This is a genomic window from Streptomyces sp. CNT372 (assembly GCF_000377145.1).
In genome coordinates this window covers 1-17,812 of record NZ_KB897789.1, presented here as the reverse complement: position 1 = coordinate 17,812, position 17,812 = coordinate 1, and the positions used below count along the sequence as shown (strand labels likewise).

Here is a 17,812-nt window from a genome sequence, read left to right as displayed (position 1 = left end):
GCGCCACAAGGTCCCTCGGCGAGGGGTGTCCGGAGTTCCTGTGCGGACTTGGTGCAGGTCCGTTCCGTCCCCCGCCGCTGCCGGCCACGGCTCACTCCGGCTCTCCCAGCCACCCCGTCTGCACCAGCGGATTCCCCCGCTGGCGCGACATGAAGATGCCCCGCCCCGGCGGCATCGGGCGCATGCGGGTGCCGAGGACGTCGCCCTCCTGCGGGTCGCCCGACAGGAGCAGGCCCTGCGCGCCCAGTTCCATCATCCGCTGCATGAACGGTTCGTACGTCGACCTGCTCGCGCCCGCCGCGCTCCGCGCGATGATGAAGCGGACGCCCACGTCCCGGGCGAACGGCAGGTGCTCCGTCAGCTTCGCCAGCGGGTTGCCGCTGGACGTGGACACCAGGTCGTAGTCGTCGACGACCACGTACACGTACGGGCCCTGCCACCAACTCCGGTCCCGCAGCTGCTGCGCGGTCACGTCCGCCGACGGTGTGCGGCGCTGCATCAGGTCCGCCATCGCGTCCACGTGGTGGTCCATGTTGTTGGACATCGGCACGTATTCGGCCAGGTGCGAGGCGGGCGTGACGTCCAGCAGCGCGCGCCGGTTGTCGATGACGAAGAACTTGGCCTCGCTGCCGTCGTAGCGCTCGGTGATCTGCTTGATCAGCAGCCGCAGCAGGTTCGACTTGCCCGACTCGCTCTCGCCGAAGACCAGGAAGAACGGGTCCCGGTCGAAGTCCACGAAGACCGGCGCCAGGTTGTTCTCGTCGATGCCGAACGCCAGCCCGCGCCGGGGCTCGGCGGACCCGGCGGGCAGGCTGTGCGCGGGCAGTTCGCGCGGCAGCAGCCGCACCTGCGGCGCGGGCGGGGCCGTCCAGTGCCGGGCGACCTCCTGCGTCATCGCCGCCGTCGCCTCGGCCAGGTCACTGTCCGAGTGGATGCCGTCGATCCGCGGCACCGCGGCCATGAAGTGCAGCTTCTCCGGTACCAGACCGCGTCCCGGCACACCCGGCGGCACATTGACGGCGATCTTGCGGTCCACCTCGGAGTCCATGACGTCACCGAGCCGCAGCTCCAGCCGGTTCATCAGGTGGTCCTTGACGTTGGAGCGCACCTCCATCGACCGGGACGCCGTGAGGATCACATGGATGCCGTAGCCGAGCCCGCGCGCCGCGATGTCGACGACCGCGTTCTCCAGCCCCTCGTAGTCGGTGCGGAAGTTGCCCCAGCCGTCGATCACCAGGAAGACGTCGCCCCACGGCTGGTCCGCCACCGAGATGTCGCCCCGGGCGCGCAGCCGCCGGTAGGTGGCGATGGAGTCGATGCCCGCGCTGCGGAAGTACTCCTCGCGCCGGGCCATCACCCCGTACACCTCGGCCACCGTGCGCCGGACCCGCTCCGGGTCGAGCCGGGAGGCGATCGAGCCGACGTGGGGGAGACCGGACACCGAGGAGAGGCTGCCGCCACCGAAGTCGAGGCCGTAGAACTGCACCTCGTGCGGGGTGTGGGTGAGGGCGAAGGCCGCGATCAGGCTCCGCAGCAGGGTCGACTTGCCGGACTGCGGGCCGCCGATGATCTGCATATGGCCGGCCGCGCCGGAGAAGTCGCGGTACAGGGTGTCGCGCCGCTGCTCGAACGGCTTGTCCACGACGCCCAGCGGGACGACGAGCTTGCCCGCCCCCTCGTACCCGGGCTGGGTCAGCCCCCGGCCCTCCACCTGCGCGAGGCCGGGCAGGATCTCGTCCAGGGACGGCGGGTTGTCCAGCGGCGGCAGCCACACCTGGTGCGCCTCCGCCCCCCGCCCCTCGAGGCGGCGCACGATGACGTCGAGCACCGTGTCGGCGAGCGCGTCGTCCTCGGAGCGCGCGTCCGGTACCTGCGGCTGCTGCGCGGCCTGCACATACCGGACCGGGACGGGGGCGGCCGTGAACAGCGCGGGCCGGCGGTCCACGGGCAGCGGCCCGCCGGGGACGGCGGCGTGCTGGTTGGTGCGGTAGACACCGGAGACGTACGCGGCCTTGAAGCGCACCATCTCGTCGGTGCCGAACTTCAGGAAGCCCGAACCCGGCACATTGGGCAGCTGGTACGCGTCCGGCACGCCGATCGCCGCGCGGGACTCGGCCGCCGAGAAGGTCCGCAGACCGATCCGGTACGAGAGATAGGTCTCCAGGCCCCGCAGCCGCCCCTCCTCCAGCCGCTGGGACGCCAGCAGCAGATGCACGCCCAGGGACCGGCCGATACGGCCGATCTGGACGAACATCTCGATGAAGTCCGGCTTGGCGGTGAGCAGTTCGCTGAACTCGTCGATGACGAGGACGAGCGAGGGGATCGGCTGGAGGGCGGCGCCGGCGGCGCGCGCCTTCTCGTAGTCGTGGATGTTGGCGTAGTTGCCGGCGTCCCGCAGCATCTCCTGACGGCGGTTGAGCTCACCGCGGATGGAGTCGCCCATGCGGTCGACCAGGGTCAGGTCGTCGGCCAGGTTGGTGATCACCGCGGCGACGTGCGGCATCTGCGACATGCCCGCGAAGGTCGCGCCGCCCTTGAAGTCGGCGAGGACGAAGTTCAGGGTCTCCGACGAGTGGGTGACCGCGAGGCCGAGGACCAGGGTGCGCAGCAGCTCGGACTTGCCGGAGCCGGTGGCGCCGACGCACAGCCCGTGCGGGCCCATGCCCTCCTGCGCGGCCTCCTTGAGGTCCAGCATCACGGGGGAGCCGTCCTCGCCGACGCCGATCGGCACCCGCAGCCGCTCGGACTGCGAGCGCGGCCGCCAGGTGCGGGTGACGTCGACGGAGGCCGCGTCGCCGAGGTTGAGCAGATCGGTGAAGTCCAGGTTGGCGAGCAGCGGTTCGTCGTCGTCCGAGCCCGCACCGGCGCGCAGCGGCGCCAGTTGCCGGGCCAGCGCCTCCGCGGCCTCGGGCCCGAGCAGGTCCGGGGTGCCGTCGTAGACGAGGCCGTGGCCGGACTCCAGCCGCAGGGCGTCGGGGCGGACGGTGACGGAGAGCCCGCCGCGCGCCCCGGACGGCTCGCCGGGGACGAGCTCGATGATGGTCACGCCCTGGAGCCCTTCGGGCGCTGCAAGCGCGGAGGTCCCCGGCACCGGGACGCCGTCGAGGACGACGACGATGTGCGGCTGGTCCAGCAGCGGGTGGCCGCTGCCCTGGAAGCGGGGGCGGCCCTCCAGCGGGACGGTCAGCAGGTCCTGGAGGTCCCGGGGGTCGGAGGTGATCAGCCGCCGGGTGCCGGCGCCGTCCCCGGGGCCGGACGCCTGGCAGTGGGGGAGCCACTTGGCCCACTCCCAGTGCCGGGCGGACCCGGCACCCGCCCCCACGGCGACCACCAGGTCCTCGGGGGAGTGCAGCGCGGCCAACGAGCCGACCATCGCCCGCACGGCCGCGCGCGCGGACTCCGCGTCCCCGCTCACGGTCAGGTGGTAGAAGGCCCGCAGGGACACCGCCATCGGCAGGTTGTCCAGGGTGCCGTGCGCGTCGAGGAACTGCCGCATGGCGCCCGCCGCCAGGGGCTCCAGGTCGTCGACGGGGGCCGTCTCGGGGGCGATCAGCGGGGTCGCCAGCTGCTGGCTGCCCAGCCCGATGCGGACCTGGGCGAAGTCGTCGTCGCCGATGCGCCGTTCCCACACCCGGCTGCCCTCGGCCACCAGGGCCCACAGCTGTTCGGGGGAGGGGTGCAGGTAGTACTGGGCGTCCCGCTGGAGCCGGGCCGTGCGGAGCACCGCGCGGCGGGTGGTGTTGAGGTACTTGAGGTAGTCCCGCCGGATGTCGGCCAACTGCCCCTGGGTGCCGCGCCGGTAGCGCACCAGCATCGCGATCGCCATCGCCACCGTGGACGCGATCATCACCATGCCCATGATGCGCATGATCGGGTTCGGCGTCATGAAGAAGAAGACGACCGAACCGCCCATGCCCAGCATCGGCAGGAGCTGCATCAGCGCGCCCTCCTGCTGCCCCCGGGGCAGTTCCGGCGGGGGTTGCAGATGCACCGCCTCGCCCGGAACTTCGGACGGCAGGGCCCGCGGTGGGCGCTTGACGACGATCTGGCTCACAGCTCACCCAATCCCTTGCCGGACGGAATCTCTCGGTCGGCGCCCCCGTGGCGACGGGTTCCATCCGCGGGGAGGGATCCTACTTGCGTAGCACCGGGAGGGTGGGCGGTAGGGTGGCGCGACGTGTTTGCGCACCCGTGAACTACCGCAAAAAACGGGTCATTCGCAGTGCATGCCGGGCCAGCCGGCCCAGACCACCACGAGGGGGATCAGACAGGTGAGTATGACGGCCCCAGCGACGGCCGCCGGAGCCGGTCGGCCCGCACCCGCGACCGTGTCCGCCGGCACCGGATTCTGCCGGGTCACGGTCGTGGCGCCGGACGGCCGCGTGGACGTCGCCCTGCCCGAGGACATCGCGGTCGCGGACCTCTACCCGGAGATCCTGCGCCTGTCCGGCCAGACGCCCGCCCAGGGCGCCCCCGTCGGCTACCACCTCGTCCGCCGCGACGGAACCGTCCTCGACGGCGGCCGCTCACTGGCCGCGCAGCGCATCCTCGACGGCGAACTGCTCTCCCTGCGGCCCTTCGCCGAGTCGCTGCCGCCCGCGGTCTTCGACGACGTCTCCGACGCCGTCGCCCAGGCCGTGGCCCGCGACCGCACCCTGTGGACCGACGCCCTGATGCGCGGCGCGGGCCTGGTCGCCGGCTCGGTGCTGCTGGTCCTGCTCGCCTTCGTCCTCTGGTCGGCCGACCCCCGGCACGACATGCACGGCCTGCCCGGCATCCTCGCCACCGTGGGCGCCGTCCTCCTCCTCGCCCTCGCCGGCGTCCGCGTCCGGGTGTACGAGGACCGCGGCTCGGCCGTCGCGATCGGCCTCGGCGCGATGGCCAACGCGGCCGTCGCGGGCTCCGGGCTGCTGCCGCTCGCCCGGGGCGAGGGCATCGGCAAGCTCCAGTTCCTGCTGGCCTGCGCCGCCGTCCTGCTCTGCTCGGTGATCCTGATGCTGGTGGCCCCGGCGGGCGACGGACCGTTCGTCGCCTTCGTCTTCGCCTCCGCCGTCGGCCTGGTCGTCACCTTCGTCGCCGTACTGACCGACCTCACCCCCTCGGAGACCGCGGCGGTCTGCGCGCCGCTCGCCGTCGGCTCCCTCGCCTTCCTGCCCGGCCTCTCCACCCGCTTCGCCCGGCTGCCGATCGGCTTCGAACCGCCCCGCACCCCGGTCGGCGGCTACGACGACGAGCCGGAGCCGCAGGGTCCGGTGGACGCGGCCCGTATCGCCGCCCAGGCCCGCCGGGGCCACGAGCTGCTGGTCGGCCTGGTCGGCGGCTGCGCCCTGGTCGCGGTCGGCGCCTCGGCCGTCCTCGGCTTCTCCGGCAGTGTCTGGGCGCAGCTCCTGGCCCTCGCCACCGGCATCGCGATGCTGATGCGCGCCCATCTGTTCCGCTACACCGCCCAGGTCGGCTGCGCGCTGGCGGCCGGTCTCGCCGCCCTGGTCCTCCTCGGCCTCGGCCTCTGCCTGAACCCGCCCGCCGGGATGATCCAGGACGCGCTGCGCGGCCAGGGCACCGCCCTGGACGTCCGCACCATCTGGCTCTCCGCGGCCGTCGCCGGCGTCGCCGCCGTCCTCACCGCGATCGGACTGGTGGTGCCGCGCACCGGGGTGACCCCGTTCTGGGGCCGCTTCCTGGAGGTCGCCGAGACGTTTGTGCTGCTCACGCTGATCCCGCTGTGCCTCGCGGTCTTCGGCGTGTACCACTCCATCCGGGCACTGACCTCCTGAACCGCCTGGTACTCTGACTGCGGCCGTTTGTGTACGCGCTCCCGGAATCCTTCCCGGAAACCTGGGAGCAGCGCTCATCGGACCCCGCCCTCCGAGTCACGGAAGCTCCCCTGAGACAGAGACCAGGGGCACTCGCGGGCGCATCGAACACCATGAGGAGTACCGAGTGTCTCTCGACGCCGCTACGAAGAAGCAGATCATCAGCGAGTTCGGCACCAAGGAGGGCGACACCGGCTCCCCCGAGGTCCAGGTCGCGATGCTGTCCCGCCGCATCTCGGACCTGACCGAGCACCTCAAGACCCACAAGCACGACCACCACTCCCGTCGTGGTCTGCTGATCCTGGTCGGCCAGCGCCGCCGCCTGCTGCAGTACCTGGCCAAGAAGGACATCCAGCGCTTCCGTACGCTGGTCGACCGCCTCGGCATCCGCCGCGGCGCGGCCGGCGGCGCCAAGTAAGGCGCGTCGAAGGGAGCGGTTCCCACTGCCGGGGGCCGCTCCCTTCGCCGTACCGGCAGCCTCCGGCCGCCGGTCGCTGACCAGGCAGGACACCCCCACCACCGCCGCGCACACCGCCGGACCCGCGCCGTTGTACGTGCGCGACCGGTGGCGTGGCAACTAGTCTGGTCACCAGTGCACCCATCAGAGTGCGCCGGCTGAATACAGACGAGAGGGAAGCCGCCTCCTCGCCGCCGGTCCTCGGTAGTGGCCCCCGGACGCACCGCCTCAGGTGCCCCGATCCGGGTGCTTCGATCGAAGACCGGCCCGCATCCAAGGCGCGCTTCTCCGTACACCGCCCGGCACCACACGGGAGCCGGGCGCAAAGACGATACGTAGGAGACACCGCTAGTGGAGAACGAGACCCACTACGCCGAGGCCGTCATCGACAACGGCTCCTTCGGCACCCGCACCATCCGCTTCGAGACGGGCCGCCTGGCCCGTCAGGCCGCCGGCTCCGCCGTGGCCTACCTGGACGACGACACCATGGTGCTGTCGGCCACCACCGCTTCCAAGAAGCCCAAGGACCAGCTCGACTTCTTCCCCCTCACGGTGGACGTCGAGGAGCGGATGTACGCGGCCGGCAAGATCCCCGGCTCCTTCTTCCGCCGGGAGGGCCGCCCCTCCGAGGACGCGGTCCTCACCTGCCGCCTGATCGACCGCCCGCTGCGCCCCTCCTTCAAGAAGGGCCTGCGCAACGAGATCCAGATCGTCGAGACGATCATGGCGCTCAACCCCGATCACCTCTACGACGTGATCGCCATCAACGCCGCCTCCTGCTCCACGCAGCTGGCCGGCCTGCCCTTCTCCGGCCCGATCGGCGGCACCCGGGTCGCCCTGATCAAGGGCCAGTGGGTCGCCTTCCCGACGCACACCGAGCTCGAGGACGCCGTCTTCGACATGGTCGTCGCGGGCCGCGTCCTGGAGGACGGCGACGTCGCGATCATGATGGTCGAGGCCGAGGCCACCGAGAGGACCATCGAGCTCGTCAAGGGCGGCGCCGAGGCGCCGACCGAGGAGGTCGTGGCCGCGGGCCTCGAGGCCGCGAAGCCGTTCATCAAGGTCCTGTGCAAGGCGCAGTCGGACCTCGCCGCCAAGGCCGCCAAGCCCGAGGGCGAGTTCCCCGTCTTCCTCGACTACGAGGACGACGTCTACGCCGCCCTGTCCGACGCGGTCAAGGGCGAGCTCGCCCAGGCACTGACGATCGCCGGCAAGCAGGAGCGCGAGGCCGAGCTGGACCGCGTCAAGGCGCTGGCCGGCGAGAAGCTCCTCCCGGCCTTCGAGGGCCGCGAGAAGGAGATCTCCGCCGCCTACCGCAGCCTCACCAAGGCCCTGGTCCGCGAGCGCGTCATCAAGGACAAGGTCCGCATCGACGGCCGCGGGATCACGGACATCCGTACCCTGGCCGCCGAGGTCGAGGCCATCCCGCGCGTGCACGGCTCGGCACTGTTCGAGCGCGGCGAGACCCAGATCCTGGGCGTCACCACGCTGAACATGCTGCGCATGGAGCAGCAGCTCGACACCCTCTCCCCGGTGACGCGCAAGCGCTACATGCACAACTACAACTTCCCGCCGTACTCCGTCGGCGAGACCGGCCGCGTCGGCTCGCCGAAGCGCCGCGAGATCGGCCACGGCGCGCTCGCCGAGCGCGCGATCGTGCCGGTCCTGCCGACCCGCGAGGAGTTCCCCTACGCGATCCGCCAGGTGTCCGAGGCCCTCGGCTCCAACGGTTCGACGTCCATGGGCTCGGTCTGCGCCTCCACCATGTCGCTGCTGAACGCCGGTGTGCCCCTCAAGGCCCCCGTCGCGGGTATCGCCATGGGCCTGATCTCCCAGGAGATCGACGGCAAGACGCACTACGTCGCCCTCACCGACATCCTCGGTGCGGAGGACGCCTTCGGCGACATGGACTTCAAGGTCGCCGGCACCAAGCAGTTCGTCACCGCCCTCCAGCTCGACACCAAGCTGGACGGCATCCCGGCCTCCGTCCTGGCCGCGGCCCTCAAGCAGGCCCGCGACGCCCGCCTCCACATCCTCGACGTGATGATGGAAGCGATCGACACCCCGGACGAGATGTCCCCCAACGCCCCGCGGATCATCACCGTCAAGATCCCCGTGGACAAGATCGGTGAGGTCATCGGCCCCAAGGGCAAGATGATCAACCAGATCCAGGAGGACACCGGCGCCGAGATCACGATCGAGGACGACGGCACCATCTACATCGGTGCCGCCGACGGCCCGGCCGCCGAGGCCGCCCGCGCCACGATCAACGGCATCGCCAACCCGACCATGCCGGAGGTCGGCGAGCGCTACCTGGGCACGGTCGTCAAGACGACCACGTTCGGCGCGTTCGTCTCCCTGCTCCCGGGCAAGGACGGCCTGCTGCACATCTCCCAGATCCGCAAGCTGGCCGGCGGCAAGCGCGTCGAGAACGTCGAGGACGTGCTCGGTGTGGGCTCCAAGGTCCAGGTCGAGATCGCCGAGATCGACTCGCGCGGCAAGCTCTCCCTGATCCCCGTGATCGAGGGCGAAGAGGACGAGAAGAAGGACGACGCCCAGCAGTGACGTCCCGTAGTTCGCAGACGACGGCCCGCACCTCCCCGGAGGCGCGGGCCGTCGCCCGTACCCAAACCCTGCTCAAGGGCCGCGACGGCATCGGCACCGTACGGCGCACCGTGCTCCCCGGCGGGCTGCGCGTGGTCACCGAGACGCTGCCCTCCGTCCGCTCCGCCACCTTCGGGATCTGGGCCAACGTCGGCTCCCGCGACGAGACCCCCTCCCTCGGCGGCGCCACGCACTACCTCGAACACCTGCTGTTCAAGGGCACGCACCGGCGCTCGGCGCTCGACATCTCCTCCGCGATCGACGCGGTCGGCGGCGAGATGAACGCCTTCACCGCCAAGGAGTACACCTGCTACTACGCGCGGGTCCTCGACACGGACCTGCCGCTCGCCATCGACGTGGTCTGCGACATGCTGACCGGCTCGCTGATCCGCCAGGAGGACGTGGACGCCGAACGCGGCGTCATCCTGGAGGAGATCGCGATGACCGAGGACGACCCCGGCGACTGCGTGCACGACCTGTTCGCGCACACCATGTTCGGCGACTCCCCGCTCGGCCGGCCGGTCCTCGGCACGGTCGACACGGTCAACGCCCTCACCGCGGACCGGGTGCGACGCTTCTACCGCAAGCACTACGACCCGACCCGCCTGGTCGTCGCCGCGGCCGGCAACGTCGACCACGCGACTGTCGTCCGCCAGGTCCGCCGCGCCTTCGAGAAGGCCGGCGCCCTCGGCGACCCGGCGGCCGCGCCCACCCCGCCGCGCGACGGCAGCCGCGCCCTGCGCACCGCGGGCCGGGTCGAGCACCTCAACCGGCGCACCGAGCAGGCGCACGTCGTCCTCGGCATGCCCGGCCTCGCCCGCACCGACGACCGCCGCTGGGCGCTGGGCGTGCTCAACACCGCCCTCGGCGGCGGGATGTCCTCCCGGCTCTTCCAGGAGGTCCGGGAGAAGCGCGGCCTGGCCTACAGCGTGTACTCGTACACCTCGGGCTTCGCCGACACCGGCCTCTTCGGCGTCTACGCGGGCTGCCGGCCCGGCCAGGTGCACGACGTGCTGAAGATCTGCCGCGGCGAACTCGACCGGGTCGCCTCCGAGGGCCTGCCGGACGACGAGATCTCCCGGGCGATCGGGCAGCTCTCCGGCTCCACGGTCCTCGGCCTGGAGGACACCGGCGCGCTGATGAACCGCATCGGCAAGAGCGAACTGTGCTGGGGCTCCCAGATGTCGGTCGACGACATGCTCGCCGAGATAGCCGCCGTCACACCCGACCAGGTGCGCGCGGTGGCCGCCGACGTCCTCGGCGGCCGCCCGTCCCTGGCCGTCATCGGCCCGCTGCGGGACAAGCAGGCGGACCGCCTGCAGGAAGCCGTCGCCTGAGCCGCGGGGTCCGGGTGCCCGCGGGCACCCGGACCCCGCACCCGCCCCCGGACGTGCGGGCCCCGCACGCGAACCCCCCGAACCCGTGAGGAAGCAACCCATGAGCAAGCTGCGCGTGGCCGTTCTCGGAGCCAAGGGCCGTATCGGCTCGGAGGCCGTACAGGCCGTGGAGGGGGCCGAGGACCTGGAGCTGGTCGGCGCCCTCGGCCGGGGCGACAAGCTGGAGTCCCTGGTGGACTCGGGCGCCCAGGTCGTCGTCGAGCTCACCACCCCCGCCTCGGTGATGGGGAACCTCGACTTCTGCGTCCGCCACGGCATCCACGCGGTCGTCGGCACCACCGGCTGGACCGAGGAGCGGCTCGCGCAGCTCGGCACCTCGCTCGCGGCCTCCCCGGAGACCGGTGTGCTCATCGCACCGAACTTCTCCATCGGCGCGGTGCTCACCATGAAGTTCGCCCAGCAGGCGGCGCGCTGGTTCGAGTCCGCCGAGGTCGTCGAGCTGCACCACCCGAACAAGGCCGACGCACCCTCCGGCACCGCCACGCGCACCGCGCAGCTCATCGCGGCCGCGCGCGCCGAGGCCGGGTGCCCCCCGCAGCCGGACGCCACGGTGAGCGCCCTGGACGGCGCCCGGGGCGCCGACGTGGACGGCGTCCCGGTGCACGCCGTGCGACTGCGCGGACTCCTGGCCCACCAGGAGGTCCTCCTCGGCGGCGAGGGCGAGACCCTGACCATCCGGCACGACTCGCTGCACCACAGCAGCTTCATGCCGGGCATCCTCCTCGGCGTGCGCCGCGTCGTCTCCGCTCCCGGCCTCACCATCGGCCTGGAGCACTTCCTGGACCTCGGCTGAGGGTGTCCGCGATGCGCGCACGGATCACGTACTTCGTCACGGCGGCCGTCCTGGTCGTCTACTTCGTCCTGGTCGGAGGCCGGGGCGTCGTCCTCCTCCGCCACGGCACCCTGCTGACGGTCACCTTCGGCGTGGCCGTGCTCGTGCTGCCGCTGATCGGCGTCTGGTTCCTCTGGAAGAACACCCAGTTCGTGACCAGGGCCAACCGCCTGGCCGCCGAACTGGAGGCCGAGGGCGGCCTGCCCGTCGACGAACTGGTGCGCACCCCGGGCGGACGCATCGACCGCGACTCCGCCGACGAGGTCTTCGCCCGCCGCCGCGCGGAGACGGAGGACACGCCGGACGACTGGCGCTGCTGGTTCCGGCTGGCCGTCGCGTACCACGACGCCCGGGACACCCCGCGGGCCCGCAAGGCCATGCAGCGCGCGATCGCCCTGCACGACGGCCGGCCCGTCGCGCACTGACTCCCCGGGCCGCACCGCCCGTCATGGTGCTCTGCTCCCCGGACCGCACGGTCCGGGGCAGCAGAGCACCACGCGAGGTGCGGCGGGCGCGCGCCTACGCGTCGCGGTACTCCGCGCCCCATGCCTCGACCGTGTCGGCCGCGCGGTCGAACGCCTCCAGGCGGGACAGGAAGTCGGCGTTGTGGTCGGTGAGCAGCGGGATCTGCTCGCCGCCCTGCGTCACGAGCATCAGGGCCTGCCCCTGCACCGTCCGCGGCAGCCCCAGCCAGCGCACCGGCTGCTGCACGGTCCGCAGGGCCGTCGTCCGGTTCCACGGGAGGGTCGCGGTGCGGAGGAAGCCGACCCGGCGCACACCGTGCCGGCTCACCCACGCGCCCATGCGCAGCAGCCGGAGCGCGGCGGCGACGATCAGCCCGCCCAGCCCCATGCACACCGCCGCGCCGGACAGAGCGCCCGCGAAGGCGATGATCATCGCGGCGATGAAGACGAACGACGCGAGGAGCAGCAGCACGGCCGCCACGCCGACCCGCCACGGGCCCGGGCGGTACGGCCGGCGCCATGCGTCGTGGTCGTCGAAGGGCAGTGCGACGTCGTCCTCTTGCGTGTCAAAAGCACGATCGGCCGTCAGAAAGGGCAGGGGCACGACGGATCCTCACTCACCAGCACGCTCACGGGGGCGGTGCACGCTCAATTGGGGCTGTGCCCGGTGAGGCTACCGAGGCGCGGGAGGAGGAACCACCCCCGGGGTCCGGGGCGCGCCGCGCACGCCCCGGAACGACCCTCCTCAGCGCCCCTGGGACGCCTCGGAGGTCTGGGAGTGGCCCGGGTCCGCCGGGGACTCCAGGGCCGGTATGCCGAAGAGGAGCGAGCCCACCAGGCCGCCGACGAGTGTCAGCCCGATCATCACGCGCCCCAGCACCTGCGACGCGCTCGGGCGCTGTCTGGGCGGGGGCGCGACATTGCTGCGGAAGGCGTCCGCCTCGGCGACGAACGTGAACGGGACGGCCTCGCGCCTGCGGGCACCGCCGAGAGGTCGGCGGACGGTGGACATAGCGGGGTCTCCTCGGGGACGTGACGGACGGTCGTGGGGCGGAGGCGCCGGACCCTGGGGGCCGCCGCTTTCCGCTGCTATCCGTACAGACGTGCGCAGGGCGCATTTGGTGCCCGATTCGGGATCTTTTCTCGCGACCCCGGGAAACGGGCCGGTCCACGCGCTCGTTAAGGTGAGCGCCGCCGTTGCCCTCACTGGGCCGCTGTTGCCCTCACTGGAAGGACCCCTCCGTGGCCGACACCCCCGCCGACGTCAAGCCGAGCTTCCGCAGCGACGTCACGGTCGAGCTGGTGAAGCACACCGCCGGCGACTCGGACGTGCTGTGGGCGGCACGCGTCTCCACCGCGGGCGAGCAGTCCCTCGACGAGCTCTCCAAGGACCCGGAGCGCTCCAAGGGGCTCATCAACTACCTGATGCGCGACCGCCACGGCAGCCCGTTCGAGCACAACTCGATGACCTTCTTCATCAGCGCCCCGATCTTCGTCTTCCGCGAGTTCATGCGCCACCGGGTGGGCTGGTGCCTGCCGGGGGATGCCATGATCCGCGTCGGCACCGGCAAGAACGGCAAGGCCAAGCGCATCGCGGACATCTACCGGGACTGGAAGGTCGGCGTACCCGATTCCCTGGGCCGGACGCGCCAGCTGAAGTCCTGCCAGAACCTTCTGGCCGACACCATCGACCTGGAGACCGGGCTGGCGGAGAAGGCACCCATGGTCGATGTCTTCGAGTCCGGCGTGAAGCCGATCCTCAAGGTGTCGACGACGAACGGCAAGGCTCTGAGGTGCACCGCGGACCACCGGGTGTGGACGCCCGACGGCTGGGTTCGCGCCGGCGATCTCCGCCCGGGCGACCGGGTCGGGCGGTTGGGCCGCGTGGGCGTCGGGGAGCGGGTGGGTATCCCGAAGCGCCTGCGCGAGGGCATCCAGATCTGGACCACCGAGCAGCGTGCGGAACTGATCGCTCCGGTGGACCTCTGCTATCTCTGCGACGAGAAATTCGAGGCGCCGGACCTGGAGCTGGATCACGTCGTCCCGGTGGACGCCGATCTGACCAAGGCGCTCGACCCCTCGAATCTGAGGCCGGCCTGCAGGTCGTGCCACCAGCGGAAGAGCAACAGCGAAGGCGTACCGATCGGGGAGCGCCGCCGCGCCCTGCAGAACGGCGTGCGCTGGGAAGCCGTGCTCTCCGTCATGCCCGACGGGGAGGAGATGACCTACGACATCTCCATGCCGCCGCCGCACCACAACTTCATCGCGGACGGATTCGTCGTACACAATTCCTACAACGAGGAGTCCGGCCGCTACCGGCAGCTCGAACCGGTCTTCTACGTCCCGGACGCCGAGCGCAAGCTGGTCCAGGAGGGCCGCCCCGGCAAGTACGTCTTCGTCGAGGGCACGCAGGCGCAGCAGGAGCTGACCGGCCGCGTCATGGAGGACACCTATCTGCACGCCTACGAGGCCTACCAGGAGATGCTGGCGGCCGGCGTGGCCCGCGAGGTGGCCCGCGCCGTCCTCCCCGTCGGCCTGTTCTCGTCGATGTACGCGACCTGCAACGCGCGGTCGCTGATGCACTTCCTCGGCCTGCGCACCCAGCACGAGGACGCCCGGGTGCCGTCCTTCCCCCAGCGGGAGATCGAGATGGTCGGCGAGAAGATGGAGGAGCACTGGGCGCGGCTCATGCCCCTGACGTACGCGGCCTTCAACGCGAACGGCCGCGTCGCCCCCTGAGCCGGGGCCCCCGGCCGGAGGGGCACAGATGTACGTAACCCCTGGCGAAGTGTCCGTATTGCGGCGTTTCGTGAAGTTCATCTAGGCTGATCAAACGGACCCGGCACTGCTTGAACCCCCGAGCAGGCAGTGCCGGGTTCCGCATGCCACGTCGTACGTCACGTCCCCCGAGGGGACACCCTGCACAGAGCAGCGAGTAGCGTGTTACCCATGGCTCCGATCTCCACTCCGCAGATCCCCTTCGGGCGGGTCCTCACCGCCATGGTCACGCCCTTCACGGCGGACGGCGCACTCGACATCGCGGGCGCCCAGCGCCTCGCCGCCCACCTTGTGGACGCCGGCAACGACGGTCTGGTCATCAACGGGACCACCGGCGAGTCGCCCACCACCAGCGACGCGGAGAAAGACCAGCTCGTACGGGCCGTGCTGGAGGCGGTCGGAGACCGTGCCCATGTCGTCGCCGGCATCGGCACCAACGACACCCGTCACAGCATCGACCTCGCCCGCGCCGCGGAGCGCGCCGGCGCCCACGGCCTGCTGGCGGTCACCCCGTACTACAACAAGCCGCCGCAGGAGGGCCTGCTCCGCCACTTCACGGCGATCGCCGATTCCACCGGCCTGCCCGTGATGCTCTACGACATCCCCGGCCGCAGCGGCGTCCCCATCGACACCGAGACGATCGTCCGCCTCGCGAGCCACCCGCGGATCGTCGCCAACAAGGACGCCAAGGGCGACCTCGGCCGTGCCAGCTGGGCCATCGCCCGCAGCGGCCTCGCCTGGTACTCCGGCGACGACATGCTCAACCTGCCGCTCCTGTCCGTGGGCGCGATCGGCTTCGTCTCCGTCGTCGGCCACGTCGTCACACCCGAGCTGCGGGCCCTGATCGACGCGCACCGGGGCGGTGACGTGCAGAAGGCCACCGAGATCCACCAGAAGCTGCTGCCCGTCTTCACGGGTATGTTCCGCACCCAGGGCGTGATCACCACCAAGGCGGCACTGGCTCTCCAGGGCCTGCCCGCCGGCCCGCTGCGGCTGCCGCTCGTCGAGCTCTCCCCCGAAGAGACGCGCCAGCTCGAGCTCGACCTGGCCGCCGGCGGGGTACAGCTCTGACATCCGACTTCACAACTGAATAGCAGCACCCCGGCCGACGAGACCGACCAGGCGCGCAGCCTGCCCCCGGACCCGGCCGGAACAGACGACAGACAGCACATGTACGAATGTCATGTACGCCACGTAGCCGACAGCGCGTGGCGTGCGTGGTGAGGAGAGTCTTTTGAGTCATCCGCATCCTGAACTCGGCGCGCCCCCGAAGCTGCCCAAGGGCGGCCTGCGCGTCACACCGCTCGGCGGTCTCGGCGAGATCGGCCGCAACATGACGGTCTTCGAGTACGACGGCCGCCTGCTGATCGTCGACTGCGGCGTGCTGTTCCCCGAGGAGGAGCAGCCCGGCATCGACCTGATCCTCCCGGACTTCACCACCCTCCGGGACCGCCTCGACGACATCGAGGGCATCGTCCTCACGCACGGTCACGAGGACCACATCGGCGCCGTGCCCTTCCTGCTCCGTCTGAAGCCCGACATCCCGCTGATCGGCTCCAAGCTGACCCTGGCCCTCATCGAGGCCAAGCTCCAGGAGCACCGGATCCGCCCGTACACGCTGGAGGTCTCCGAAGGCCACCGCGAGCGCATCGGGCCCTTCGACTGCGAGTTCATCGCGGTCAACCACTCCATCCCGGACGCGCTGGCCGTCGCCATCCGCACCCCCGCGGGCCTGGTCGTGCACACCGGCGACTTCAAGATGGACCAGCTCCCGCTGGACCGCCGGCTCACCGACCTGCACGCCTTCGCGCGGCTCAGCGAGGAGGGCATCGACCTCCTGCTGTCCGACTCCACCAACGCCGAGGTGCCGGGCTTCGTCCCGCCGGAGCGGGACATCTCCAACGTCCTGCGCCAGGTCTTCGCCAACGCGCAGAAGCGCATCATCGTGGCCAGCTTCGCCAGCCATGTGCACCGCATCCAGCAGATCCTGGACGCGGCCCACGAGTACGGACGCCGGGTCGCCTTCGTCGGTCGCTCGATGGTCCGCAACATGGGCATCGCCCGGGACCTCGGCTACCTGCGGGTGCCCGCGGGCCTCGTGGTGGACGTCAAGACGCTGGACGACCTGCCGGACGACGAGGTCGTGCTCGTCTGCACGGGCTCCCAGGGCGAGCCGATGGCGGCCCTGTCCCGTATGGCCAACCGCGACCACCAGATCCGCATCGTCCCGGGCGACACCGTCATCCTGGCCTCGTCCCTGATCCCGGGGAACGAGAACGCGGTCTACCGGGTCATCAACGGCCTGACCCGCTGGGGCGCCAACGTCGTCCACAAGGGCAACGCCAAGGTGCACGTCTCGGGTCACGCCTCGGCCGGTGAGCTGCTGTACTTCTACAACATCTGCCGCCCGAAGAACCTGATGCCGGTCCACGGCGAATGGCGCCACCTGCGCGCGAACGCCGAACTCGGCGCGCTCACCGGTGTCCCCAAGGACCACATCGTCATCGCCGAGGACGGAGTCGTCGTCGACCTCGTCGACGGCCGCGCCCGCATCGTCGGCAAGGTCCAGGCCGGATACGTGTACGTCGACGGCCTCTCGGTCGGCGACGTCACGGAGCCCGCGCTGAAGGACCGCCGCATCCTCGGCGAGGAGGGCATCATCTCCGTCTTCGTCGTCGTGGACAGCACCACCGGCAAGGTGGTGGGCGGACCGAACATCCACGCCCGGGGATCCGGCATCGACGACGCCGCCTTCACCGCGGTGATGCCCAAGATCGAGGAGGCGATCGCCAAGTCGGCCGCCGACGGGGTCGCCGAGCCGCACCAGCTCCAGCAGCTGGTGCGCCGCTCGCTGGGCAAGTGGGTGTCCGACACCTACCGCCGGCGCCCGATGATCCTGCCTGTGGTCGTCGAGGTCTGACCGGCCGAGGACGGCAACGGGCCGCCACGTAGCACGTTCTGAGGAGCGGAGCACCCCGGATTTGCATCGGGGCGCTCCGCTCCAGTACGTTGGCGTCTCCGCCTCAACGGGAAGCCGCTCACTCATGTGTGCAGCAGGCTGCGCCCGGAGGGGGCGGGAATTCCGACTCAGAATCTCTGATAAAGTCGGAGCCGCCGAAAGGGAAACGCGAAAGCGATTCCCTTGAAGCATTCCCGCCGACCGGGAATCGGACGCGAAAGAGTCTGATAGAGTCGGAAACGCAAGACCGAAGGGAAGCGCCCGGAGGAAAGCCCACAGAAGTTCTGGGGGTGAGTACAAAGGAAGCGTCCGTTCCTTGAGAACTCAACAGCGTGCCAAAAATCAACGCCAGATTAGTTGATACCCCGTCCAGCCGACGTGAGTTGTTGGTTGGTCGAGGTTCCTTTGAAGAAACACAACAGCGAGGACGCTGTGAACCGTCGGGTATTTTCCGCCCGGCTGGTTCCGCTCCCTGTGATGTGTCGACCCGATCACGGGTAAACATTCA

The 17,812-nt window shown here is 70.9% G+C and carries 12 protein-coding genes and 1 pseudogene; 10 read left to right on the top strand and 3 right to left on the bottom strand.

Annotated elements, in window-relative coordinates; translation table 11 throughout:
- Positions 1–91: 91 nt before the first annotated feature.
- Positions 92–4,054, bottom strand: coding sequence for a type VII secretion protein EccC (locus tag C593_RS0124295; RefSeq protein WP_018849933.1), 3,963 nt, complete (start codon positions 4,052–4,054; stop codon positions 92–94).
- 223 nt (positions 4,055–4,277) lie between these two features.
- On the opposite strand from C593_RS0124295, the gene eccD reads away from it, so the two are divergent.
- From eccD to C593_RS0124265, 6 genes are all read left to right on the top strand, one after another.
- On the top strand, positions 4,278–5,774 hold the full coding sequence (gene eccD, locus C593_RS0124290) for a type VII secretion integral membrane protein EccD (RefSeq protein WP_026278031.1): 1,497 nt from the start codon (positions 4,278–4,280) through the stop codon (positions 5,772–5,774).
- A gap of 166 nt (positions 5,775–5,940) precedes the next feature.
- Complete coding sequence (gene rpsO, locus C593_RS0124285) at positions 5,941–6,231, top strand: 30S ribosomal protein S15 (protein ID WP_018849931.1); 291 nt, start codon at positions 5,941–5,943, stop codon at positions 6,229–6,231.
- Between the two features lie 390 nt (positions 6,232–6,621).
- Complete coding sequence (locus C593_RS0124280; RefSeq protein WP_018849930.1) at positions 6,622–8,835, top strand: polyribonucleotide nucleotidyltransferase; 2,214 nt, start codon at positions 6,622–6,624, stop codon at positions 8,833–8,835.
- On the top strand, positions 8,832–10,211 hold the full coding sequence (locus tag C593_RS0124275; protein WP_018849929.1) for a M16 family metallopeptidase: 1,380 nt from the start codon (positions 8,832–8,834) through the stop codon (positions 10,209–10,211). The genes C593_RS0124280 and C593_RS0124275 overlap by 4 nt, the downstream gene beginning before the upstream one ends.
- A 100-nt stretch (positions 10,212–10,311) precedes the next feature.
- Positions 10,312–11,064, top strand: a complete 753-nt coding sequence (dapB, locus tag C593_RS0124270; RefSeq protein ID WP_018849928.1) for a 4-hydroxy-tetrahydrodipicolinate reductase — start codon at positions 10,312–10,314, stop codon at positions 11,062–11,064.
- Between the two features lie 11 nt (positions 11,065–11,075).
- Complete coding sequence (locus tag C593_RS0124265; protein ID WP_018849927.1) at positions 11,076–11,528, top strand: tetratricopeptide repeat protein; 453 nt, start codon at positions 11,076–11,078, stop codon at positions 11,526–11,528.
- 94 nt (positions 11,529–11,622) lie between these two features.
- On the opposite strand, the gene C593_RS0124260 is transcribed toward C593_RS0124265, so the two are convergent.
- Complete coding sequence (locus C593_RS0124260; RefSeq protein WP_018849926.1) at positions 11,623–12,171, bottom strand: hypothetical protein; 549 nt, start codon at positions 12,169–12,171, stop codon at positions 11,623–11,625.
- 141 nt (positions 12,172–12,312) lie between these two features.
- A complete protein-coding gene (locus C593_RS0124255) occupies positions 12,313–12,579 on the bottom strand; it encodes a hypothetical protein (protein WP_018849925.1) in 267 nt (88 codons plus the stop codon).
- A gap of 230 nt (positions 12,580–12,809) precedes the next feature.
- Here C593_RS0124255 and C593_RS33935 point away from each other — a divergent pair.
- From C593_RS33935 to C593_RS0124240, 4 genes and pseudogenes are all read left to right on the top strand, one after another.
- A pseudogene (locus C593_RS33935) lies at positions 12,810–13,079 on the top strand (FAD-dependent thymidylate synthase); the annotation flags it as partial.
- Positions 13,077–14,306, top strand: a complete 1,230-nt coding sequence (gene thyX, locus C593_RS0124250) for an FAD-dependent thymidylate synthase (protein ID WP_486591180.1) — start codon at positions 13,077–13,079, stop codon at positions 14,304–14,306. The pseudogene C593_RS33935 and the gene thyX, both read left to right, overlap by 3 nt.
- Positions 14,307–14,516: 210 nt before the next feature.
- Positions 14,517–15,416: a 4-hydroxy-tetrahydrodipicolinate synthase gene (gene dapA / locus C593_RS0124245; protein WP_018849923.1), complete on the top strand. Its 900-nt coding sequence runs from the start codon at positions 14,517–14,519 to the stop codon at positions 15,414–15,416.
- 163 nt (positions 15,417–15,579) lie between these two features.
- Complete coding sequence (locus C593_RS0124240) at positions 15,580–17,265, top strand: ribonuclease J (protein WP_018849922.1); 1,686 nt, start codon at positions 15,580–15,582, stop codon at positions 17,263–17,265.
- The last annotated feature ends 547 nt before the right edge of the window (positions 17,266–17,812 follow it).

Excerpts from the sequence above, each read along its gene's own strand:
- eccD (WP_026278031.1), top strand. The coding sequence starts at position 4,278 with ATGACGGCCCCAGCGACGGCCGCCGGAGCCGGTCGGCCCGCACCCGCG.
- dapB (WP_018849928.1), top strand. The coding sequence starts at position 10,312 with ATGAGCAAGCTGCGCGTGGCCGTTCTCGGAGCCAAGGGCCGTATCGGC.
- C593_RS0124265 (WP_018849927.1), top strand. The coding sequence starts at position 11,076 with ATGCGCGCACGGATCACGTACTTCGTCACGGCGGCCGTCCTGGTCGTC.
- C593_RS0124255 (WP_018849925.1), bottom strand. The coding sequence starts at position 12,579 with ATGTCCACCGTCCGCCGACCTCTCGGCGGTGCCCGCAGGCGCGAGGCC.
- thyX (WP_486591180.1), top strand. The coding sequence starts at position 13,077 with ATGCGCCACCGGGTGGGCTGGTGCCTGCCGGGGGATGCCATGATCCGC.
- dapA (WP_018849923.1), top strand. The coding sequence starts at position 14,517 with ATGGCTCCGATCTCCACTCCGCAGATCCCCTTCGGGCGGGTCCTCACC.